General features: G+C 60.9%; 20 protein-coding genes. 13 read left to right on the plus strand and 7 right to left on the minus strand.

Annotation, left to right across the window (positions count from 1 at the left end; translation table 11 throughout):
• Window positions 1-9 precede the first annotated feature (9 nt).
• From pilW to AC07SU_RS07525, 9 genes are all read left to right on the plus strand, one after another.
• Window positions 10-768, plus strand: a complete 759-nt coding sequence (gene pilW / locus AC07SU_RS07485) for a type IV pilus biogenesis/stability protein PilW (protein WP_494996634.1) — start codon at window positions 10-12, stop codon at window positions 766-768.
• Complete coding sequence (locus AC07SU_RS07490) at window positions 768-1775, plus strand: RodZ domain-containing protein (RefSeq protein ID WP_494996635.1); 1008 nt, start codon at window positions 768-770, stop codon at window positions 1773-1775. Before pilW ends, AC07SU_RS07490 begins: the two co-directional genes overlap by 1 nt.
• Before the next feature lie 2 nt (window positions 1776-1777).
• Window positions 1778-2887, plus strand: coding sequence for a flavodoxin-dependent (E)-4-hydroxy-3-methylbut-2-enyl-diphosphate synthase (gene ispG / locus AC07SU_RS07495; RefSeq protein WP_025859271.1), 1110 nt, complete (start codon window positions 1778-1780; stop codon window positions 2885-2887).
• A gap of 23 nt (window positions 2888-2910) precedes the next feature.
• Complete coding sequence (gene hisS, locus AC07SU_RS07500) at window positions 2911-4200, plus strand: histidine--tRNA ligase (protein WP_494996636.1); 1290 nt, start codon at window positions 2911-2913, stop codon at window positions 4198-4200.
• A gap of 41 nt (window positions 4201-4241) precedes the next feature.
• Window positions 4242-4883, plus strand: coding sequence for a YfgM family protein (locus AC07SU_RS07505; RefSeq protein ID WP_176997026.1), 642 nt, complete (start codon window positions 4242-4244; stop codon window positions 4881-4883).
• Complete coding sequence (bamB, locus tag AC07SU_RS07510) at window positions 4876-6027, plus strand: outer membrane protein assembly factor BamB (RefSeq protein WP_494996637.1); 1152 nt, start codon at window positions 4876-4878, stop codon at window positions 6025-6027. The genes AC07SU_RS07505 and bamB overlap by 8 nt, the downstream gene beginning before the upstream one ends.
• A gap of 134 nt (window positions 6028-6161) precedes the next feature.
• Entirely contained in the window at window positions 6162-7631 is a 1470-nt protein-coding gene (der, locus tag AC07SU_RS07515) for a ribosome biogenesis GTPase Der (protein WP_178921631.1), read from the plus strand.
• 115 nt (window positions 7632-7746) lie between these two features.
• Complete coding sequence (locus tag AC07SU_RS07520) at window positions 7747-8895, plus strand: pyridoxal phosphate-dependent aminotransferase (protein ID WP_494996638.1); 1149 nt, start codon at window positions 7747-7749, stop codon at window positions 8893-8895.
• Complete coding sequence (locus AC07SU_RS07525) at window positions 8883-9674, plus strand: amidohydrolase (protein ID WP_494996639.1); 792 nt, start codon at window positions 8883-8885, stop codon at window positions 9672-9674. Before AC07SU_RS07520 ends, AC07SU_RS07525 begins: the two co-directional genes overlap by 13 nt.
• A gap of 159 nt (window positions 9675-9833) precedes the next feature.
• On the opposite strand, the gene leuA is transcribed toward AC07SU_RS07525, so the two are convergent.
• The 4 genes from leuA to AC07SU_RS07545 form a co-directional block, all read right to left on the minus strand.
• Complete coding sequence (leuA, locus tag AC07SU_RS07530; protein WP_494996640.1) at window positions 9834-11513, minus strand: 2-isopropylmalate synthase; 1680 nt, start codon at window positions 11511-11513, stop codon at window positions 9834-9836.
• Between the two features lie 427 nt (window positions 11514-11940).
• On the minus strand, window positions 11941-12762 hold the full coding sequence (locus AC07SU_RS07535) for a peptidoglycan DD-metalloendopeptidase family protein (RefSeq protein WP_176997032.1): 822 nt from the start codon (window positions 12760-12762) through the stop codon (window positions 11941-11943).
• A 3-nt stretch (window positions 12763-12765) separates the two neighbouring features.
• On the minus strand, window positions 12766-14145 hold the full coding sequence (gene xseA, locus AC07SU_RS07540) for an exodeoxyribonuclease VII large subunit (RefSeq protein WP_494996641.1): 1380 nt from the start codon (window positions 14143-14145) through the stop codon (window positions 12766-12768).
• 10 nt (window positions 14146-14155) lie between these two features.
• The gene (locus AC07SU_RS07545; protein WP_494996642.1) at window positions 14156-15046 is read right to left on the minus strand and encodes a LysR family transcriptional regulator; all 891 of its coding nucleotides are present in this window, start codon (window positions 15044-15046) and stop codon (window positions 14156-14158) included.
• Between the two features lie 99 nt (window positions 15047-15145).
• Here AC07SU_RS07545 and AC07SU_RS07550 point away from each other — a divergent pair, with 99 nt between their 5' ends.
• The 4 genes from AC07SU_RS07550 (at window position 15146) to guaA (ending at window position 19954) form a co-directional block, all read left to right on the plus strand.
• On the plus strand, window positions 15146-15913 hold the full coding sequence (locus AC07SU_RS07550; RefSeq protein ID WP_494996643.1) for a sulfite exporter TauE/SafE family protein: 768 nt from the start codon (window positions 15146-15148) through the stop codon (window positions 15911-15913).
• Between the two features lie 142 nt (window positions 15914-16055).
• Window positions 16056-16604: a sugar ABC transporter ATPase gene (locus tag AC07SU_RS07555; RefSeq protein ID WP_494996644.1), complete on the plus strand. Its 549-nt coding sequence runs from the start codon at window positions 16056-16058 to the stop codon at window positions 16602-16604.
• A 221-nt stretch (window positions 16605-16825) separates the two neighbouring features.
• Window positions 16826-18295: an IMP dehydrogenase gene (guaB, locus tag AC07SU_RS07560; RefSeq protein WP_494996645.1), complete on the plus strand. Its 1470-nt coding sequence runs from the start codon at window positions 16826-16828 to the stop codon at window positions 18293-18295.
• Window positions 18296-18376: 81 nt separating this feature from the next.
• Window positions 18377-19954, plus strand: coding sequence for a glutamine-hydrolyzing GMP synthase (gene guaA / locus AC07SU_RS07565; protein ID WP_028617834.1), 1578 nt, complete (start codon window positions 18377-18379; stop codon window positions 19952-19954).
• 85 nt (window positions 19955-20039) lie between these two features.
• Here the strand turns inward: guaA and AC07SU_RS07570 are convergent, their stop codons facing one another.
• The 3 genes from AC07SU_RS07570 to treR all read right to left on the minus strand — a co-directional run bounded on the left by AC07SU_RS07570 (window position 20040) and on the right by treR (window position 21485).
• Complete coding sequence (locus AC07SU_RS07570) at window positions 20040-20372, minus strand: hypothetical protein (protein WP_494996646.1); 333 nt, start codon at window positions 20370-20372, stop codon at window positions 20040-20042.
• 3 nt (window positions 20373-20375) lie between these two features.
• Complete coding sequence (locus AC07SU_RS07575) at window positions 20376-20663, minus strand: DUF1120 domain-containing protein (RefSeq protein ID WP_494996647.1); 288 nt, start codon at window positions 20661-20663, stop codon at window positions 20376-20378.
• A 117-nt stretch (window positions 20664-20780) separates the two neighbouring features.
• Window positions 20781-21485, minus strand: coding sequence for a trehalose operon repressor (gene treR / locus AC07SU_RS07580; RefSeq protein WP_176994407.1), 705 nt, complete (start codon window positions 21483-21485; stop codon window positions 20781-20783).
• Window positions 21486-21548: the final 63 nt, after the last annotated feature.

Genomic DNA, 21548 nt, shown 5'->3' on the forward strand with positions numbered 1-21548 from the left:
AGGATCTCTATGCCCTTGCGCCTTGCGCTGCTTTTGCTTGTTACCGGCCTGTCGGCTGGTTGTGTTTCATCGGGCCATGACCGCCCTTTGCAAACCGGTAAAGGCCGTGACGAGGCGCGAGTTGCCTATGTGCAACTGGGTTTGGGTTACCTGCAGCAAGGCATGAGCGAGCAGGCCAAGGTGCCGTTGAAGAAGGCCCTTGAGCTGGACAGCGACGATGCCGACGCCAATGCGGCGCTGGCCTTGGTGTTCCAGGCCCAGGCCGAGCCTGAATTGGCCGATCAGTATTTCCAGAAGGCCCTGGCCTCCCGTCCCGCCGATGCGCGGCTGCTGAACAACTACGGCAGCTTTTTATTCGCGCAGAAACGTTATGACCAGGCCTCCCAGTATTTCCAACAAGCCAGCGCCGACGCTCTCTACCCAGAGCGGTCGCGGGTATTCGAGAACCTTGGGATAACCTCGATGCGCCTCGGCCAGCGCGACAGCGCCCGCCAGCAGCTGGAAAAAGCCCTGCATTTGAACAGTCGCCAGCCACGCGCATTGCTCGAAATGGCTGAGATGTCTTACGAAGACAGGCATTATGTGCCGGCACGTGACTATTACGAGCGTTTTAGCCTGCTCAGCGGGCAAAATGCACGTAGTCTATTGCTCGGTGTGCGCCTGGCGACGGTTCATGAAGAACGCGACACGGCCGCACGTTTTGGCCAGCAACTCGAACGACTCTATCCCGGTACGCCGGAATATCAGCAATACCTGTCGGAGCAATGATGAAAGCGGCGCACCCGGAAGTTGTAGCAGCTAATCGCGTAAACCCAGGCGAGACCTTGCGTCAGGCCCGCGAAAGCAATGGTTGGTCGCTGGCAGAAGTGGCCCTCAAGCTCAATTTGACCAGCACATCCCTGGCCAACCTGGAAGCCGGCGCGTTCGACAAGCTGCCAGGGCATACCTTTGCCCGCGGCTATATCCGCGCTTATGCCAAGCTGTTGGGCATTGACCAGACTGTTCTTGTCCAGGAATTCGACCAGTTCACCGGCACCGACTCCCAGGGCAGCAATGTGCATGGCCTGGGCCGTATCGAAGAGCCTGTGCGGGTTTCCCACACCATTTTGCGAATCGTCAGCCTGTTGCTGCTGATCGCCGTGATCGGCGGCGGTTTCGTCTGGTGGCAAGACCAGACGTCCCAGCGCAACAAGGACCTGACCAGCAACGCCATGGAGCACGTCGAAGTCGAAAGCGCCGACGGCACCACCCAGATTCACCCGCTGGACGAGCCGGAAGACCAGGCCGTGGCCGAGAGCCAAGCCGCGCCTGAAGCACCTGCTGCCACCGAGCAGCCAGCGCCTGAAACCGCGCCTGCCACCACCGCAGCCGTGCCCGCCCCGGCAACACCGGCTGCACCGGCCCATACCCCGGCGGCTCCCGTTGCCCAGGCCCACACGCCTGCCGCGCCGGTTCAAGCGCCAGCGACCCCTGCGCCAGCCACCCCGGCTGCACCAGCGATTTCGCCACCCACCACCCCAGCATTGATTGCGGGGGACGGACGTATCCAGATTACCTTCATCGCGGACTGCTGGACGCAAGTCACCGATGGCAATGGCAAAGTGCTGTTTAGCGGACTGAAGCGTAAGGGAGATACGCTCGACCAGGGCGGCAAGCCTCCTTTGACGCTGCGTCTGGGCTTTGCCCGTGGCGCGCAAGTGGCCTACAACGGCCAGCCTGTGGACGTAGCGCCGTTCACCAGTGGCGAGACCGCTCGCCTGAAGTTGGGACAATAGTCATGCACGGCGAATCTCCAATCAAACGTCGCGTATCGCGCAAGATCTGGGTCGGCTCGGTGCCGGTGGGTGGCGACGCCCCCATCGCGGTACAGAGCATGACCAACAGCGACACCAATGATGTGGCTGCCACCGTTGCCCAGATCAACCGTCTGGAAGCGGCCGGCGTGGACATCGTGCGGGTATCCGTGCCGGACATGGACGCTGCAGAAGCCTTTGGTCGCATCAAGCAACTGGTCAAGGTGCCACTGGTTGCCGACATCCACTTCGACTACAAGATCGCGTTGCGTGTAGCCGAACTGGGCGTTGATTGCCTGCGGATCAACCCGGGCAACATCGGCCGTGAAGACCGCGTGCGTGCGGTGGTGGATGCCGCCCGTGATCGCGGTATTCCAATCCGAATCGGCGTGAACGCCGGCTCCCTGGAAAAAGACCTGCAAAAAAAATACGGCGAGCCGACGCCGGCTGCGCTGGTTGAATCGGCGTTGCGCCACGTTGAGCACCTTGAACGCCTGAATTTCCAGGACTTCAAGGTCAGCGTAAAGGCCTCCGACGTGTTCATGGCGGTGGAAGCCTACCGCCTGCTGGCCAAGGAAATCGTGCAGCCCCTGCACCTGGGTATCACTGAAGCGGGCGGTTTGCGCTCAGGCACAGTGAAATCTGCGGTGGGTCTCGGTATGCTGCTCGCCGAAGGGATTGGCGATACCATCCGCATCTCCCTGGCGGCAGACCCTGTAGAGGAAGTGAAAGTCGGTTACGACATTCTCAAATCCCTGCATTTGCGTTCCCGTGGCATCAACTTCATTGCCTGCCCGAGCTGCTCGCGGCAGAACTTCGACGTGGTGAAAACCATGAACGAACTGGAAGGGCGCCTCGAAGACCTGCTGGTGCCGCTGGATGTTGCGGTCATCGGGTGCGTGGTCAACGGCCCGGGTGAAGCCAAAGAGGCACACATCGGGTTAACCGGCGGTACACCGAACCTGATCTACATCGATGGCAAGCCGTCGCAGAAGTTGACGAATGATAATCTGGTGGATGAGCTCGAAAGACTGATCCGCGAGAAAGCGGCCGAGAAGGTCGCGGCTGACGCAGCGCTGATCGCGCGCGGCTGATTGAACGAATTTAAGGATTTGATGTGAGCAAGTCTCTGCAAGCCATTCGTGGCATGAACGACATCCTGCCGGAGCAGACGCCGTTGTGGCGTTACTTCGAAAGCACCGTCGCGCGCCTGCTGGATAACTACGGTTACAAGCAGATCCGCATGCCGATCGTGGAATTCACCGAACTCTTCAAGCGCTCCATCGGTGAAGTGACCGACATCGTCGAAAAAGAGATGTATACCTTTGAAGACCGCAACGGCGACTCCCTGACCCTGCGTCCGGAAGGCACCGCGGCGTGCGTGCGTGCTGTGCTTGAGCATGGTCTTACCGGTGCTGGCCAGCCGCAGAAGTTGTGGTACATCGGCCCGATGTTCCGTCACGAACGTCCACAGAAAGGCCGTTATCGCCAGTTTCACCAGATCGGCCTGGAAGTGTTCAACATCGATGGCCCGGACATCGACGCCGAGCTGATCGTGCTGACCTGGCGCCTGTGGGGCCTGTTGGGCATCCGTGACGCGGTCAAGCTTGAACTCAACAGCCTGGGCACCAGTGAATCCCGTGGCCGCTATAAAGTGGCCTTGGTCGAGTACCTGTCGGCCCACCTGGACAAATTGGACGAAGACAGCCAGCGCCGTCTGAAAACCAACCCGTTGCGCGTGCTGGATACCAAGAACGCTGACACCCAGGCTGTGCTGGTCAATGCACCGAAAATGGCCGATTACCTGGACGACGAATCCCGTATCCACTTCGAGGGCCTCAAGGTTCGTTTGGACGCGGCCGGTATTCCGTTCGTGATCAACACCAAGCTGGTGCGTGGCCTCGATTACTACAGCAAGACCGTGTTCGAGTGGGTCACCGACAAACTCGGTGCCCAGGGCACCGTCTGTGCCGGTGGTCGTTACGACGGCCTGGTCGAGCAGATGGGCGGCAAGCCGACCACGGGCGTGGGCTTTGCCATGGGCATCGAGCGGCTGATCCTCCTGCTGGAAACCCTGGAGAAGGTCCCGGAAGAGATCTCCCGTCAGGTGGACGTGTACCTGTGCGCCTTTGGCGAGGCCGCCGAACTGGCAGCCCTGGCCTTGAGCGAAAAAGTGCGCGACCAACTGCCGAACCTGCGCCTGCAGGTCAATGCCGGCGCCGGCAGCTTCAAGAGCCAGTTCAAGAAGGCCGACAAGAGCGGCGCGTTGTATGCGCTGATCCTGGGCGATGACGAACTGGCCCAGCAAGTGATAGGTTTCAAACCCCTGCGTGGCCAGGGCGAGCAACAGAACATTGCCTTTGATGCGCTCGCCGCGCACTTGGCCACCTGCGTCGTGCAGGGTTGAAGCTGTCGAACAGCCGAATTTAGCGATTAAGGAGTATTGGGGTGTCGAGTACTGATGATGAGCAACTGGCCGAGCTGAAGGACTGGTGGCAGCGTAACGGCAAGCCCCTGGTAACTGGCGGCCTGCTGGCTTTAGTGGTGGTGTTCGGCTGGCAAGCCTGGCACAAGTATCAGGCCAACCAGTCCCAAGGCGCCTCGATCCTCTATCAGCAATTGCTGGAAACCACGCTGACGCCGGACGGCAAGCCTGACCCTGCGCAAGTGGCAGACCTGGCCGGCAAGCTGAAAAGCGAATTCGGCGGTAGCACCTACGCCCAGTACGGCAGCCTGTTCGTCGCGAAAGTCGCGGTCGACACCGGCAAGCTGGATGACGCTGCAGCTGAGCTGAAAGCCATCGCCGACAAACCGACCAACCCGACTCTGGGTGAAATCGCACGTCAGCGCCTGGCTCAGGTATTGGCAGCACAGAACAAGGCTGACGAAGCACTCAAACTGCTCGACGGCGATGCTGACAAGGCATTCGTAGCCACTCGTGAAGAGCTCAAGGGCGACCTGTTGGTCCAACTGGGTCGTAACGACGAAGCCAATGCTGCGTACAAAAAAGCCAAGGCGGCGCTGTCTGATGAAGCGGCGGTCGGTGGCTTACAAATCAAGCTGGACGACTTGGCCAAAGGGGATGCGTGACGTGATCCGTTGGAAACATGCAGCATTGCTGGCTCTGGCCGTTTTGGCCGCGGGTTGCAGCAGCAACAGCAAAAAAGAACTGCCTCCTGCCGAGCTGACCAGCTTCAAGGAAGAAGTGATCCTGCAAAAGCAGTGGAGCCGCTCGGTTGGTGATGGTCAGGGTGACCTCTACAACCTGCTGCAACCCGCGATCGATGGCGACAACATTGTCGCCACTGACTCCACGGGTGTGATCATCTCCATGGATCGCATGAACGGCGACGTGAAGTGGAAAAAAGACCTCGAACTGCCGGTTTCCGGTGGTGTGGGCGTCGGCTACGGCCTGGTGCTGGTGGGCACGCTCAAGGGTGATGTGATTGCCCTGGACTCCAGCAGCGGTGAAGAAAAGTGGCGCGCTCGCGTGACCAGCGAAGTACTGGCTGCACCGGCTACCAACGGCGACGTCGTTGTGGTGCAAACCCAGGATGACCGCGTGATCGGCCTGGATGCCTCTACCGGCACCCAGCGCTGGTTGTACGACAGCACCCCTGCGGTCCTGACGTTGCGCGGCACCAGTGGTCCGATTGTGACCAATAATCTGGCCGTTGCAGGCCTGTCGACCGGTAAAGTGGTCGCCCTGGACACCCAGAACGGCGTGCCGGCCTGGGAAACCCGTGTGGCCATCCCTCAAGGTCGTTCCGAACTGGACCGCGTAGTGGACATCGACGGCGGCCTGCTGCTGTCGGGTGAAACCATCTACGTCGCGACCTACCAGGGCCGCGTGGCTGCGCTGGACCTGCAGAGCGGCCGCATCAACTGGCAGCGTGATGCTTCCAGCTATGCCGGTGTCGCCCAAGGGTTTGGCAGCGTCTATGTGAGCCTGGCGTCGGGCACCGTTGAAAGTGTCGACGAGCGTTCCACCACTGCGTTGTGGAGCAACGACTCCCTGGCTCGCCGTCAACTGTCGGCACCGGAAGTCTTCTCCAGCTACGTCGCCGTGGGTGACTTCGAAGGCTACCTGCACCTGCTGAGCCAGGTGGACGGTCGCTTTGTCGGTCGCGAGCGTATCGACAGCGACGGCCTGCGTGCTCGTCCGCTGGTCGTGGGTAACATGCTTTATGTGTTTGGCAACAGCGGCAAGCTGGAAGCGCTGACCATCAAGTAAGAACTATGCTTGGGGTAACACCCAGGCGGCCCCGCTTCGGCGGGGCATGCGGCATCTGACGATGCTGCCCCGAGCACCAGCCGCTGCCTTGCAGCGGCTTTTGTATTTTCTGAAATAACGAAGTGGAGAGCCGCATGGTTCCCGTAATCGCCCTGGTGGGCCGACCTAACGTCGGCAAGTCCACCTTGTTCAACCGCCTGACCAGGACTCGTGACGCCATCGTTGGCGACTTGTCCGGTCTGACCCGTGATCGCCAATACGGTGAGGCAAAGTGGCAAGGGCGCTCCTACATTATTGTCGACACCGGTGGTATCTCCGGTGACGAGCATGGCATGGACGAAAAGATGGCCGAGCAGTCGCTGCTGGCCATTGAAGAAGCCGATGTCGTGTTGTTCCTGGTGGACGCCCGCGCGGGCTACACCGCTGCTGACCAGATGATTGGCGAGCACCTGCGCAAGCGCAACAAGCGTTCCTACGTGGTCGCCAACAAGATCGACAACATCGATCCTGAACTGGCCCGCGCCGAATTCAGCCCGATGGGCCTGGGTGATGCGATCCCGATCGCCGGTGCACACGGTCGCGGCATTACCCAGATGCTGGAAATTGCCCTGAGCAGTTTCCCGAAGGATGACGTCGAGGAAGAAGAGGGCGAAGAAGAAATCGTTGCCGAAGGTGAGGAAGCCAAGCGCATTCCTGGCCCGAGCGAAAAAGACGGTATCAAGATCGCCATCATCGGCCGCCCCAACGTCGGCAAGTCCACGCTGGTCAACCGCATGCTCGGTGAAGACCGGGTTATCGTGTACGACCAACCAGGCACCACCCGCGACAGTATCTACATCCCGTTCGAACGTAACGACGAGAAGTACACGCTGATCGACACCGCCGGTGTACGCAAGCGCGGCAAGATCCACGAGGAAGTTGAAAAGTTCTCGGTGGTGAAAACCCTGCAAGCGATCAAAGACGCCAACGTGGTGATCTTTGTGATGGACGCCCGCGAAGGCGTGGTGGATCACGACCTCAACCTGCTGGGCTTTGCCCTGGAGGCAGGTCGGGCACTGGTGATCGCGATCAACAAGTGGGACGGCATGACGCCGAGCGAGCGTGATTTCGTCAAGATCGAGCTGCAGCGCCGGCTGTTCTTCGTCGAGTTCGCCGATATCCACTTCATCTCGGCCCTGCACGGTACCGGCGTGGGCAACCTCTACGCGTCCGTCCAGAACTCGTTCAAGTCAGCGGTCACCCGCTGGCCGACCAACCGTCTCACCCAGATCCTGGAAGACGCGGTGGGCGAGCACGCACCGCCGATGGTCAACAACCGCCGGATCAAACTGCGTTACGCCCACTTGGGTGGTGCCAACCCGCCGATTATCGTGATCCACGGTAACCAGATCGAGAAGGTGCCAAAGTCCTACGTGCGTTACCTGGAAAACACCTACCGTCGCGTCTTGAAGCTGGTCGGTACGCCGATCCGCATCGAGTTCAAAGGCGGTGACAACCCGTACGAAGGCAACAAAAACACGCTGACTGACCGCCAGGTGAACAAGAAGCGTCGTTTGATGACTCACCACAAGAAGGCCGACAAGAAGCGCCGCGACAAGCGCTGATTTCGACCTCGCAAAAAGGGCTCTTGATGAGCCCTTTTTTGTGCGCGAAGGTTTGTGCCTTGACCCCGTGCGGCCGGCAGCTTAAAACTTGGAGTTCACCTGCAGGGGCCTTTCGATGATCACCAGCAAGCTGCCGAACGTCGGCACGACCATTTTCACCACCATGTCGCAATTGGCCGCCGAAACCGGCGCGCTCAACCTGTCCCAGGGCTTTCCTGACTTCAATGGCCCCCAAGGCTTGCTCGATGCAGTGGGCAAGCATATCGCCCTCGGCCACAACCAATATGCGCCCATGACCGGCCTGCCCGTATTGCGTCAGCAGGTGGCTGCCAAGATCGCCCGTAGCTATGGCGCCACGGTCAATGCCGACAGTGAAGTGACCATCACCCCGGGCGCCACCGAGGCGATCTTCTGCGCGATCCAGGCGGTGATTCGCAACGGTGATGAAGTCATCGTGTTTGACCCCAGCTACGACAGCTATGAGCCCTCGGTCGAGCTGGCCGGTGGCCGCTGCGTGCACGTGCAACTGAGCCTTGATGGCTTCGCGCTGGACTTTGAGAAGATCAAGGCGGCGCTGTCACCACGCACGCGCATGATCATCCTCAACTCGCCGCACAACCCCACCGGCGCGCTGATCAGCCGTGCCGAACTGGACCAATTGGCCGACTTGATCCGTGACCGCGATATTTACCTGGTCAGTGATGAAGTCTACGAACACCTGGTCTTTGATGGCATAGCCCACGTCAGCGTGCTGGCCCATGAAGAGCTGTACCAGCGGGCGTTCGTGGTCAGCTCGTTCGGCAAGACCTACCATGTCACGGGTTGGAAAACCGGTTATGTAGTCGCCCCACCGGCCCTCACGGCCGAGCTGCGCAAGGTGCACCAGTACGTCAACTTCTGCGGCGTGACTCCGCTGCAATATGCGTTGGCCGACTTCATGGCCGAACACCCGGAACACGTCGAGGAACTGCCGGCGTTCTACCAGGCCAAGCGTGACCTGTTCTGCGACTTGCTGGCGCCATCGCGGTTCAGCTTTACCCGGGTGACCGGCACCTATTTCCAATTGGTGGATTACTCACAGATTCGCCCAGACCTGGACGATGTCGCCATGTCCTTGTGGATGACCCGCGAGCACGGCGTGGCGACCATCCCGGTCTCGGTGTTCTACCAGAGCCCGCCCCAAGGCCAGCGCCTGGTGCGCCTGTGCTTTGCCAAATGCGAGGAGACGCTGCAGCAGGCAGCGGAAAAACTATGCGTGATCTGAATGCACTGCCCGACCTGAACATCGCCTTGATCCAGACCACCCTGGCCTGGCACGACCGCCAGGCCAACCTCGAGCATTTCGAGGGGCTGCTGGAGCAGGCCAGGGGCGCTGACCTGATCGTGTTGCCGGAGATGTTCACCACCGGCTTCTCCATGGCCTCGGCAACCCTGGCCGAGCCGGAGCGCGGCCCGACCCACCATTGGCTCCAGGCCCAGGCTGCCAAGTACAACGCGGTGATCACCGGCAGCGTGATTATCCAGGCCGCCGACGGCAGCCACCGCAACCGCCTGTTGTGGGCACGGCCGGATGGCGAAGTGCTGCATTACGACAAGCGTCACCTGTTCCGCATGGCAGGGGAGCACGACCACTACACGCCGGGCGAGCGCCAAGTGCAGTTCGAATTGAAAGGCTGGCGCATTCGCCCGCTGATTTGCTACGACCTGCGCTTCCCGGTGTGGAGCCGCGACGCTCACGACACCGACCTGCTGCTGTACACCGCCAACTGGCCCGGTGCGCGGCGCCAGCACTGGAATCGACTGTTGCCCGCGCGCGCCATCGAGAACCTGTGCTACGTGGCGGCGGTGAACCGGGTCGGTACCGACGGCAAGGGCTTTGCCTACACCGGCGACAGCCAGGTGCTGGACTTCCAGGGCGAGACGTTGCTGAGTGCGGGGGAGGCGGATGGGGTGTTTCAGGTGAGCCTGAATTCGGCGGAGTTGGCGGCCTATCGCACTAAATTTCCGGCGAACCTGGATGCTGATAGCTTTCAGTTTGTCTGACGCACCGCAATCGCGGGCAAGCCCGCTCCCACATTTGGAATGCATTCCCCTGTGGGAGCGGGCTTGCCCGCGAAGAGGCCATCAGCATCACCCAAGACCCCAAACAAAAAAAGGCCCCTGGATTCACACCCAGGGGCCTTTCGCATTTCAGCCGTCAGCTTACGCCGCCTTGGCTTCCTGCTGGCTCAGCGAGCGATTCAAAGCGCTGAACAGCGCCTTGAAGCTGGCAGTCGTGATGTTTTCATCAATACCTACACCATGCACCGGGCGTTCGCCGTTCACACGCAGTTCGATGTACGCCGCGGCCTTGGCGTTGGTACCCGCACCGATGGCGTGTTCGTTGTAGTCCATGATCTCCACGCCAATCGGCAAGCCGGCCACCAGTGCTTCCAGGGCGCCGTTGCCTTTGCCTTTCCAGTGCAGGTTGGTTTCGCCCTGGCCTTTGCCGGAAACTTCCACCTCGACAAAGCTGTTGCCGTTCTCTTCCTGCAGGCGATGGCTGACCAGCGCGTACGGGGTGTTGGCTTGCAGGTATTCACGCTGCAGCAAGGCGTAGATCTGCGGCGCCGTCATTTCCAGGCCCACACGGTCGGTTTCAGCCTGTACCACCTGGCTGAATTCGATCTGCATGCGGCGCGGCAAGCTGATGTCGTACTCCTGCTCCAGCAGGTAGGCGATTCCACCCTTGCCCGACTGGCTGTTCACGCGGATCACCGCTTCGTAGCTGCGACCGATATCGGCCGGGTCGATCGGCAAGTACGGCACTTCCCACAGCGCGCCGTCCTTCTGCTGGGCAAAGCCCTTGCGAATCGCGTCCTGGTGAGAGCCGGAGAAGGCAGTGTGGACCAGGTCACCGACATACGGGTGACGTGGGTGCACCTGGATCTGGTTGCACTCTTCGACGACTTTACGTACGCCGTCGATGTCGGAGAAGTCCAGTTGTGGGTCCAGGCCCTGGGTGTACATGTTCAGTGCCACGGTGACGAGGTCGACGTTACCGGTACGCTCGCCGTTGCCGAACAGGCAACCTTCGACGCGATCGGCGCCGGCCATCAGGCCCAGCTCGGTGGCGGCCACGCCAGTGCCACGGTCGTTGTGGGTGTGCAGGCTGATGATCACGCTGTCACGGCGGTTGATATGGCGACCAAACCACTCGATCTGGTCGGCATAGATGTTCGGCGTGGCGCATTCAACGGTGGCCGGCAGGTTGAGGATCACCTTGTGCTCAGGCGTCGGGTTCCATACCTCGATCACCGCGTCGCAGACTTCCTTGGCGAACTCCAGCTCGGTGGCGCTGAAGGTTTCCGGGGAGTATTCGAAGGTCCACTGGGTTTCTGGCTGTTGTGCTGCGTACTTGACGAACAGCTTGGCCGCGTTGACCGCAATGGCCTTGATACCGTCCTTGTCCTGGTTGAAGACGATGCGGCGGAAGGACGGTGAGGTAGCGTTGTACAAGTGCACGATGGCCTTCTTGGCACCGCGCAGGGATTCGAAAGTGCGTGCGATCAAGTCTTCACGGCCCTGGGTCAGCACCTGGATAGTGGTGTCCTCGGGGATGTGGTTGTCTTCGATCAGGGTGCGCACGAAGTCGAAGTCGGTTTGCGAAGCCGCCGGGAACGACGCTTCGATTTCCTTAACGCCCACGGCCACCAGGGTTTTCCAGAAGCGCAGCTTTTTCGCCGCATCCATCGGTTCGATCAGCGACTGGTTGCCATCACGCAGGTCGGAGCTGCACCAGATCGGCGCCTCGGTGATGGTTTTCGACGGCCAGGTGCGGTCTGGAATATCGATGGTCGGGAACGCGCGGTACTTCGAAGAAGGGTCTTTGAGCATGCTCATCGGGAAATCCTTTGTAGTAGGGGCCGAGAAAAGGCGGCCTGCCGAGTAACTATTGTTTGGGATAAAACGTGGGGCGAGGCAGATCGATTCAGCCTGGCAGTCGTGCGCTGACGAGGCACAGGCTGCGGTGCTGGCGGAGCTGAATGAGGGTGTGAGAGGTTTTCATAAGCCCAACCCTAACCGCCGAGGTGAAAGATGGCAAGCAGTCGAGAAAAATTGAGAGAAGTTCTGCTATCTGCGCCTTGCACGAGATTTTATTGCTGTTTTTTGCAAGGGGTTATGTTTTGTTTGCGCTGCATTTGTTAGCCGCGCAATAGGGGCGACAGGTCTGACGCCATCGCAGGCAAGCCAACTCCCACAGTCGGGGGGTGTTCCCTTGTGGGAGCCGGGCTTGCCCGCGATGAGGCCAGTAGCCTCACCCTTCATATCAAGGCTGGAACGCGCCGATGAAGATCGCCGGGTCGACCCGTGCATCGTTAAGGCTGATGTTCCAATGCATATGCGGCCCGGTGGCGCGACCCGTTGAGCCGACCTTGCCCACCACTGTGCCGCGGGCCAGTTGATCGCCGACCTTCACGTCGATCTTGGACATGTGGCAAAACATGCTGATAAAGCCTTGGCCATGGTCGACAAACACGGTGTTGCCGTTGAAGAAGTAGTTGCCGGTCAGGATCACCTTGCCGGCTGCCGGGGTCTTGATCGGCGTGCCGGCGCCGACCGCGAAGTCCAGGCCCGAGTGCGGGTTGCGCTCTTCGCCGTTGAAGAACCGGCGCACGCCAAACTTGCTCGACAGCGGCCCGTTGACCGGTTTATCCAGCAGCAGGTTGCTCGGTGTGTTCGGGCTGAAGCTGCGGTAGGCCTTGAGCTGCACCGCCAATTCACCCTCGATGCGCTTGAGCTGCGCCGGGTCCGGGTTCACCTGGCTTTTGTTCTTCAGGGTGATGTGCTGTTCGGGATACTTCTTGAAACCCACCACAAACGGCAGGTTCTGCGTGCCGCTGATAACGCGCTGGGTGCCGGGCTTGACGGTCAGCGGGATACCGACGATCGCCAGCCAGTTGTTCTGCTCCTTGACCACCAGCACGGGCCGGTTCAGGTACGTGGCCTTGGGGGCGGTCGCCGCCGTGCCCAGGTCGACCACCGCCACGCCACCGGGCACCGGCTTGTTCAGCAGGCGGGTGATGTAGCTGTCGGCGTGGGCATTGAAGGTCAGGCAAGCGAGCATCAACAAACCGAGAAAACGTGGCATCGATCAATCCAGTAACGAAAGGGTGACGGGTGTCAGGTGGTTGTCTTCCACCCGCACCTGCAATTGGCCTTCACCCAGGTGTGCAGTGAGACGCTGGCCGGTGTGGGTCTGCGCGGCATTGCGGATGGCCTGGCCACGCTCGTCCAGCAAGATGCTGTAGCCACGGCCCAGGGTCGCCAAGGGGCTGACCACGTGCAGTGTCTGCACCTGGCTTTGCAGTTGCAGGCGGCGCGCCTTGAGGCCCTCGCGCATGGCGCGGGGCAGGCGTTCGGCGAGGCTGTTAAGGCGCTGGCGCAGCAGGGCCAACTGGCGGCCCGGGTGTTGGCCGGCGAGGCGGGTTTCCAGGCGGATCAACCGCTCGCGGCGGGTATTGAGGCTGCGCTCGAACGCACGGCGCAGGCGCATGTCCAGGTCATCCAGACGCTGGGCCTGTTGGCGCAGGCGTTCGCCAGGGTGACGCAGGCGACGGGCCATGCCCTCCAGGCGCAGGCGGTCGTGGCTCAGGCGATTGCGCATCAGCATCACCAGGCGGCGGTGCAGGTTTTCGACCTGGCGCACCAGATGGCTAGCGTCTGGCGCGAGCAGTTCAGCTGCGGCGGAAGGCGTAGGGGCGCGCACGTCGGCGACGAAGTCGCTGATGGACACATCGGTCTCATGCCCGACGGCGCTGACGATTGGCGTGACGCAGGCGTCCACCGCACGGGCCACGGCTTCTTCGTTGAAACACCAGAGGTCTTCCAGCGAGCCGCCGCCACGGGCCAGGATCAGCGCATCAAAGCCCCGCGCATCCGCCAGTTTCAAGGCGCGCACAATCTGCGGGATCGCTTCGCGGCCTTGCACGGCGGTGGGGATCAGGGTCAGTTCAACGTTCGGTGCACGGCGGCGGAACACGCTGATGATGTCGCGGATGACCGCGCCGGTCGGCGAACTGATGATGCCGATGCGGCGAGGGTGCGCCGGCAGTGGCACCTTGCGCTCGGCGCTGAACAGGCCCTCGGCGCTGAGTTTTTCCTTCAGCGCATCGAACGCCAGGCGCAGCGCGCCATCACCGGCCGGCTCCACGGTATCGAGGATCAGTTGGTAATCACCCCGGCCTTCGAACAGCGAGACCTTGCCCCGCACCTTCACCGCCAGGCCATCCTTCAACGCCTGGCGTACCCGCGCGGCGTTGTTGCGAAACAGTGCACAACGCACCTGCGCGCCGCTGTCCTTGAGGGTGAAATACACGTGGCCGGAGGCCGGGCGGGCGAGGTTGGAGATCTCGCCTTCGACCCAGATATTGGTGAACACGTCTTCCAGCAACACCCGCGCGCGGCCGTTGAGCTGGCTGACAGTCAGGACTTCGCGGTCCAGGCCCAGGCGGGCAAAAGGATCTTTAATCATGGGCGGCAGTTTATAGGCAATCGTGCAAGGTTTGACAGAACTGCTCTACCAGCGCACTGGGTGTCTGTGCGCATGCCAGGGCAACGGTGCTGAGGCACTCCGGGTCGGCCAGGGGCAAAAAGTGCACATTGGCCGGGGCGATGTCCTGCATGGATTTTGGTAACAAGGCAATTCCGAAGCCGGCCTGGATCAACTGCAGCTGCGTGGTCTTGCGCGACATGACCCGCGCTGCTTTGGGGAAAAATCCTGCGCGCATGCACAACTCGGCTGACAGGTAGCTCAGACCTCCGCGCTGGGGATGAGGGATCGAGATAAACGCCTCATCCTTGAGCTGCGCCAGTTCGACCGGTGTGTCGCTGTGCGCCAGCCGATGGTAGGGCGGCACTGCCAGCAGCAGTTGTTCGCTGTATAACGGCACGATCCGCACGCCTTCACGCTGGCGCAACACGGGCAGGCGCAACAGCCCGACTTCCAGGCGCCCGTCGGCGATTTCCTCCAGCTGCGCCTCGGAGGACAGTTTGACGATATCCATCGACACCCCCGGGCAGCGCTCCAGCCAGGTGCTGATGCCTTGCAACAACGGGCCGCTCATCGGCACTGTGCTGGAGTGGCTAAGGCGCAGCGTGCCCCGTTCGCCATTGCCCACTTGCGTTGCCATTTCGCTGGCCTTGAGCAACTCGCTCAGCAGGTTGCGTGCGCGGGGGTAAAAGGCCTCGCCCGCCGCGGTCAGCCGGGGTTGGCGTGCCGTGCGTTCGAACAGCGGGGTTTGCAGTTGGGTTTCCAGCTCCTTGATCTGCCGGCTCAGGGCCGATTGCGCCACGAACAGGCGTTCGGCGGCGGCACTGAAGCTGCCGCTGTCGGCGATTTCAACGAAGTAGCGCAGTTGGCGGGTTGAGATCACACGTCATGCCTTTTCGAGATGGGTGGAGGGCTTTGAAGATATTAGTCGCAACACTCGCCGATGGCTAAAGTGATCGCCATCTCGAATAAGGAATCGCCCATGAGCCCGGTTGAGCTGATGAGTCAGTGGTCGTTTGGTGGTATGGAGTGGCTGGTGATCGGCCTGGGCATCATCGTGGCGTATGTGGTGTTCGGCATTGCCGGCTTTGGCACGGCGCTGGTGGCGGGGCCGGTGCTGATCCTGTTCATGCCGTTGTCGAAGATCATCCCATTGCTGGTGCTGCTGGATTTTGTCGCGGCGTTCGGCAACCTGCTGCAATCACGGCGGGAGGTGAACAAGCCGGAATTGCTGCGCTTGCTGCCGTGCATGGCCATCGGTTGCACACTTGGCGTGGTGTTTTTGTTGAACCTGCATTCGGACCTGTTGCTGCTGTTGATGGGCCTGTTCATCAGTGCCTACGCACTCTATAGCCTGGCGGTGAAGGCTCGGCCGACACAACTGGCGGCCGGGTGGTCGATCCCCATGGGGACGGTGGGCGGCTTGTTTGGCGCGTTGTTCGGCAGTGGCGGCTTTTTATATGCCATCTATTTGAACAGTCGCCTGCCCAAGGACGCGGCGCGCGCCACGCAAAGCGCGTTGATTAGTTGCAGCACGGTGGTGCGCCTGAGTCTGTTCCTGATCGCTGGGGTGTATGCGGATTTGCCGTTGTTGATGCTGGCGCTGTGCCTGCTGCCGGCGATGGCAGTGGGGTTGTGGTGTGGGCGCAGGCTGACGATGCGTATGTCGCGGGAGGCGTTTGTGCGGTTGGTGACGTGGTTGGTGTTGGCCAGCGGGGTTGCGTTGATAGGGCGGTACTTGAGTACTTGACCTGTGTGGGGTAGGGATTAAGCTGCCAGCCTTTAGGGCCCCTTCGCGGGCAAGCCCGCTCCCACATTGGAATGCGATCCCCTGTAGGAGCTGGCTTGCCAGCGATGGCGCCAGTGGCCACACCGCAGGACTCTCAGGTCTCATGAATTCCCAAAGTATCCTTGTCCCGAAAATCTCCACCTTGCCCGTCCACGAACCCCGCGCCCGGGCGATCGTGCGTTGGCTGGTGCGCAAGAACATCATCAAGGAAGAACTGACCACCTGCGGCCGTACCGGCAACCGCATGGGCTACGCCCTGGCCGACGGCGCCCGCGCCGTGGTGCTGCACCCCCAGGCGCTGCCGTTCAACGAGCCGATCAATGGCCTGGAGATCATCTACAAGCGCTGCATCTACACCCCGGCCAAAGGCTTTCTCGAAGAAGCCGGCTGCCCGGAGTGCCGCAAGGAAGTCGGTGAAGCGCTGTTCGAAAGCCTGGAAGACTGGATGCCCGGCTACACCGACAACTTCACCTGCCCGTTGTGCGGGCATGAAGATGACATCAACGGCTTCCTGTTCCTGCAGGAGTGCGGCTTCTCCAACCTGGGCTTCATCTTCAACAATTGGGCTGAAGCGGGCTTCAAGCAAAGTTTTATCGACGAATTTGCCGACTGGCTGGACCAGAAGATGAGCTGGGTCAAAGTCGAGCTCTAATCTTCTGCCACCCAACCCTGTAGGAGCCCGGCTTGCCGGCGATGGCGTTCTCTGGTTTGGCACAAGGCTCAAGGGCCTCATCGCCGGCAAGCCGGCTCCTACAAGGGCCTGTTTTTCTCCATCTATCAGTATTACCAAGTTTGTCAGAGTTTTACATTGAGCCGGGCAGGGTGCATGTATATAATGGCGCGCTTCCATTTTCCCGCTCGGGAGCCCCCGCGATGCTGCGTATCAGCCAAGAAGCTCTGACATTCGACGACATTCTCCTAGTGCCCGGTTATTCCGAGGTGCTTCCTAACGAAGTCAGTCTCAAGACCCGCCTAACCCGTGGCATCGAGCTGAATATTCCCCTTGTTTCTGCTGCCATGGACACCGTCACTGAAGCCCGTCTGGCCATCGCCATGGCTCAGGAAGGCGGCATCGGCATCATCCACAAGAACATGACCATCGAGCAGCAAGCTGCCGAAGTGCGCAAGGTCAAGCGTTACGAAGCCGGTGTGGTGAAAGATCCCATCACCATCGAGGCCGACGCCACCGTGCGTGACCTGTTCGACCTGACCCGCCTGCACAACATCTCTGGTGTTCCTGTGCTGCACGATGGCGACTTGGTTGGCATCGTCACTTCCCGTGACGTGCGTTTCGAAAACCGTCTTGAAGTGACCGTCCGTGAAGTGATGACGCCGAAAGAGCGCCTGGTCACTGTCAAGGAAGGCGCCGACAAGAACGATGTGCGCGAGCTGCTGCACAAGCACCGTATCGAACGCGTGCTGATCGTTGACGACAAATTCGCCCTCAAGGGCATGATGACCGTCAACGACATCGAAAAAGCCAAGGCTTACCCGCTGGCCAGCAAGGATGACCAAGGTCGTCTGCGCGTTGGCGCGGCGGTCGGCACCGGTAAAGACACTGGCGACCGCGTTTCGGCCCTGGTCGCTGCCGGCGTTGACGTGGTGGTGGTCGACACCGCCCACGGTCACTCCAAAGGCGTGATCGACCGCGTGCGTTGGGTCAAACAGAATTTCCCTGAAGTGCAAGTGATCGGCGGCAACATCGCCACCGGCGCTGCTGCCAAGGCCCTGGCCGAAGCGGGCGCGGATGCGGTCAAGGTCGGTATCGGCCCTGGCTCGATCTGCACCACGCGTATCGTTGCGGGTGTGGGCGTGCCGCAAATCAGCGCTATCGCCAACGTCGCCGCTGCCCTTGAAGGCACGGGCGTTCCGTTGATCGCCGACGGCGGCATCCGTTTCTCCGGTGACCTGTCCAAGGCCATCGTCGCCGGTGCTTCCTGCGTGATGATGGGCTCGATGTTCGCCGGTACCGAAGAAGCGCCGGGCGAGATCGAACTGTTCCAGGGCCGTTCGTACAAGGCTTACCGTGGCATGGGTTCGCTGGGCGCCATGTCCCAGGCTCAAGGTTCTTCGGACCGTTACTTCCAGGACTCTTCGGCAGGCGCCGAGAAGCTCGTACCGGAAGGCATCGAAGGCCGTGTTCCTTACAAGGGCACCCTGAGCGCCATCATCCACCAGCTGATGGGCGGCCTGCGTTCCTCGATGGGCTACACCGGTAGCGCCAACATCGAAGAAATGCGCACCAAGCCAGAGTTCGTACGGATCACCGGCGCCGGCATGGCTGAATCCCATGTCCACGACGTGCAGATCACCAAGGAAGCGCCAAACTACCGCGTAGGTTGAGGCTTCCAGCAAAACGTTAAGTAACCGGGGCTGTTCTTTCAGCCCCGAGTTGTTTCTGATTCATTAGACGAGACTGACTTCATGGCCCTCGACATTCACGCCCACCGCATCCTGATCCTCGACTTCGGTTCCCAGTACACCCAGCTGATCGCCCGCCGCGTGCGTGAAATCGGCGTGTACTGCGAACTGCATCCGTTCGACATGGACGACGAAGCGATCCGCGAATTCGCACCCAAAGGCGTCATCCTCGCCGGTGGCCCAGAGTCCGTGCACGAAGCCAACAGCCCGCGTTGCCCGCAAGCCGTGTTCGACCTGGGCGTGCCCGTCTTCGGTATCTGCTACGGCATGCAGACCATGGCCGAGCAACTGGGCGGCAAGGTTGAAGGTTCCGAGCTGCGTGAATTCGGTTATGCCCGTGTGGACGTGGTCGGCAAGAGCCGCCTGCTGGACGGCATCGAAGACCACGTCGACGCCGACGGCCTGTTCGGCCTCGACGTGTGGATGAGCCACGGTGACAAAGTCACCAAGATGCCGGAAGACTTCCACATCCTGGCCAGCACCCCGAGCTGCCCGATCGCCGGCATGTTCAGCGACGAGCGTCGTTACTACGGCGTGCAGTTCCACCCGGAAGTGACCCACACCAAGCAAGGCGGCCGCATCCTGTCGCGCTTCATCCTCGACATCTGCGAGTGTGAGGCCCTGTGGACCCCGTCGAAGATCGCTGAAGACGCCATCGCCCAAGTCCGTGCCCAAGTCGGTACCGACAACGTGCTGCTGGGCCTGTCCGGTGGTGTTGACTCCTCCGTGGTTGCTGCGCTGCTGCACAAGGCCATCGGCGACCAACTGACCTGCGTCTTCGTCGACAACGGCCTGCTGCGCCTGCACGAAGGTGAGCAAGTGATGGCCATGTTCGCCGAGAACATGGGCGTCAAGGTGATCCGCGCCAACGCCGAGGATCAGTTCCTGAACAACCTGGCCGGCGAGTCCGACCCGGAGAAGAAGCGCAAGATCATCGGCCGCACCTTCATCGACGTGTTCGATGCCCAGTCCAACAAACTGGACAACATCAAGTTCCTCGCCCAGGGCACCATCTACCCTGACGTGATCGAGTCGGCTGGCGCCAAGAGCGGCAAGGCCCACGTGATCAAGTCCCACCACAACGTGGGTGGCCTGCCGGAGGAAATGAACCTCAAGCTGGTAGAACCGCTGCGCGAACTGTTCAAGGACGAAGTCCGCCGTCTGGGCCTGGAACTGGGCCTGCCGTATGACATGGTCTACCGCCACCCATTCCCGGGCCCGGGCCTGGGCGTGCGCATCCTGGGTGAAGTGAAGAAGGAATACGCCGACCTGTTGCGTCGCGCCGACCATATCTTCATCGAAGAACTGCGCAAAGCCGACTGGTACCACAAAGTCAGCCAGGCGTTCGTGGTGTTCCAGCCAGTGAAGTCCGTTGGCGTTGTCGGCGATGGCCGTCGTTACGCGTGGGTCGTGGCCCTGCGTGCCGTAGAAACCATCGACTTCATGACCGCCCGTTGGGCGCACCTGCCATACGAATTGCTGGAAACCGTCAGCGGCCGGATCATCAATGAAATCGAAGGCATCTCGCGCGTGACGTATGACGTGTCGAGCAAGCCGCCAGCGACGATTGAGTGGGAATGATCCTTTCCAAGGGTTAACCGCCAAGGCAAAAAAGCCGCTTGTCTGTTGAGGACAAGCGGCTTTTTTATGCGCGTCCGGTGCGGGCCTATTGGTATTTCAGCTGCAACGTAGCGTGGCCATCGATGGGCACTTCCTGGGTGAGGGTCAGGGTGTTGGCGGGGGCGATGTAGGTGTAATACGCCACGGTAGCATCCAGCGTGGTGAAGGCGGCAGGCACGTTGCTGGGGTTGTTCATGCCGGTCACGGCGACCAGTGCCGCATAGGTCAAGTTGCTGCCGGGGAGCCAGCTAGCGCCGTTGTTGGTGGACATGATGGGTCTCATCTGTCCGGAGTCACTGACGGGGTCCTCCAGGCTGAAGACGAGGTAGCCGAGCTTCTCGTTACCGTTGATCAGGCCCAGGCCGTGGAGACCGGGCACAATTTAGGAGCCAGCTCGATTATCAATGGTGGTCAAGGCGAGCAGTGTGGCGCCTTCGCAGCGGATGCTCAATCGCAGGCGGTGTTGGGACAGCGCCGTGTTGGTTTCAACATTCAGATCCTTGGCCGGCAATTTACCGTGATCAATAGACCCGCCATTGGTGAGGCTGGGCTGGCAGGCACTTGGGGTGATACGGCCTTTGACGCTCAGATCGGTGGCAGAGGCTGCGAACACAAGGGCGCTCTCGCTCAGCAGCAGGCTCGCGAGGAGGGGGGGGAATAGTTTTTTCATGGTCGGCTCGGTATCGGCAAGGGGGCGATAATGCCCCTCTGGGTGGGGCAGAACCTTAGCGCCAGGTACCGGCTACCGGAATGTAACAGTTACGACAATAACGGCGGCGCCTTACCTTCACCGCCGCGCAATATCCGAAAAGTAAAACTTGTCCAACGTATGCCGCGACTCGGTGTACTCGAACTGCCGCCCGTCCTGCAAAAACGTCTGGTTACTCACCACGATCACATGGCTTTGCCCGTCAAGGTCCAGGTGTGCCTGGTCGTCCTTGCTGCGGGGCAGGGCTTCGATGGTGCGTTGGGCGTAGCTGATCTGCAACTGCAAGGTCTGTTCGATAAACGCGTAGATCGACTGCTCGGCGATGTCGCGGTCCAGGCCGGGGATCAGGTCTGCGACGAAGTGGTTGATGTCGAGGATCACGCGTTTGCCGCCGATGCGCCGTACCCGTTTGATGCGGGTGATCAGGGTGCCGGGTTCGGCTTCGATGTGTTGCAGCAGTGAACCTTCCAGCGGGAACTGGGTAAATTCGACCACTTCGGTGCGTACGTCATCGCCCAGGTCGGCGTGGGTTTCGTGGAAGCTGACGATGCCGCCCAACTGGAATTCGATCGGGTTGGGTGACAGCACGAAGGTGCCTTTGCCGTGGATCTTTTGCGCAAACCCGCGCTCTTGCAACTGCTCGATGGCACGACGAACGGTGCCTCGGCTGGCCTGGTAGCTGTCCATCAATTCTGTTTCGGAGGGAAGGCGCGTGCCGCGTTGCAGGCGTTCGGTGGTGATGCTGGCAAGCAGATCCGTATAGATCTGGTTGTATTTGCTCATGGGGATGGCTCTGTGCCTTTGCGTTCAGGCAGGAACCATAGTGGCACGGGTGGGGTTTGTCCA

The organism is Pseudomonas sp. GW821-FHT05H12 (assembly GCF_059419385.1).

Coding starts and splice junctions, on each gene's coding strand:
- AC07SU_RS07555 (WP_494996644.1), top strand. CDS start 16,056: ATGAATTCCCAAAGTATCCTTGTCCCGAAAATCTCCACCTTGCCCGTC.
- AC07SU_RS07490 (WP_494996635.1), top strand. CDS start 768: ATGAAAGCGGCGCACCCGGAAGTTGTAGCAGCTAATCGCGTAAACCCA.
- bamB (WP_494996637.1), top strand. CDS start 4,876: ATGCGTGACGTGATCCGTTGGAAACATGCAGCATTGCTGGCTCTGGCC.
- guaA (WP_028617834.1), top strand. CDS start 18,377: ATGGCCCTCGACATTCACGCCCACCGCATCCTGATCCTCGACTTCGGT.
- ispG (WP_025859271.1), top strand. CDS start 1,778: ATGCACGGCGAATCTCCAATCAAACGTCGCGTATCGCGCAAGATCTGG.
- der (WP_178921631.1), top strand. CDS start 6,162: ATGGTTCCCGTAATCGCCCTGGTGGGCCGACCTAACGTCGGCAAGTCC.
- AC07SU_RS07535 (WP_176997032.1), bottom strand. CDS start 12,762: ATGCCACGTTTTCTCGGTTTGTTGATGCTCGCTTGCCTGACCTTCAAT.
- guaB (WP_494996645.1), top strand. CDS start 16,826: ATGCTGCGTATCAGCCAAGAAGCTCTGACATTCGACGACATTCTCCTA.
- AC07SU_RS07575 (WP_494996647.1), bottom strand. CDS start 20,663: ATGAAAAAACTATTCCCCCCCCTCCTCGCGAGCCTGCTGCTGAGCGAG.
- AC07SU_RS07525 (WP_494996639.1), top strand. CDS start 8,883: ATGCGTGATCTGAATGCACTGCCCGACCTGAACATCGCCTTGATCCAG.
- treR (WP_176994407.1), bottom strand. CDS start 21,485: ATGAGCAAATACAACCAGATCTATACGGATCTGCTTGCCAGCATCACC.
- AC07SU_RS07520 (WP_494996638.1), top strand. CDS start 7,747: ATGATCACCAGCAAGCTGCCGAACGTCGGCACGACCATTTTCACCACC.
- pilW (WP_494996634.1), top strand. CDS start 10: ATGCCCTTGCGCCTTGCGCTGCTTTTGCTTGTTACCGGCCTGTCGGCT.
- xseA (WP_494996641.1), bottom strand. CDS start 14,145: ATGATTAAAGATCCTTTTGCCCGCCTGGGCCTGGACCGCGAAGTCCTG.
- AC07SU_RS07550 (WP_494996643.1), top strand. CDS start 15,146: ATGAGCCCGGTTGAGCTGATGAGTCAGTGGTCGTTTGGTGGTATGGAG.
- leuA (WP_494996640.1), bottom strand. CDS start 11,513: ATGAGCATGCTCAAAGACCCTTCTTCGAAGTACCGCGCGTTCCCGACC.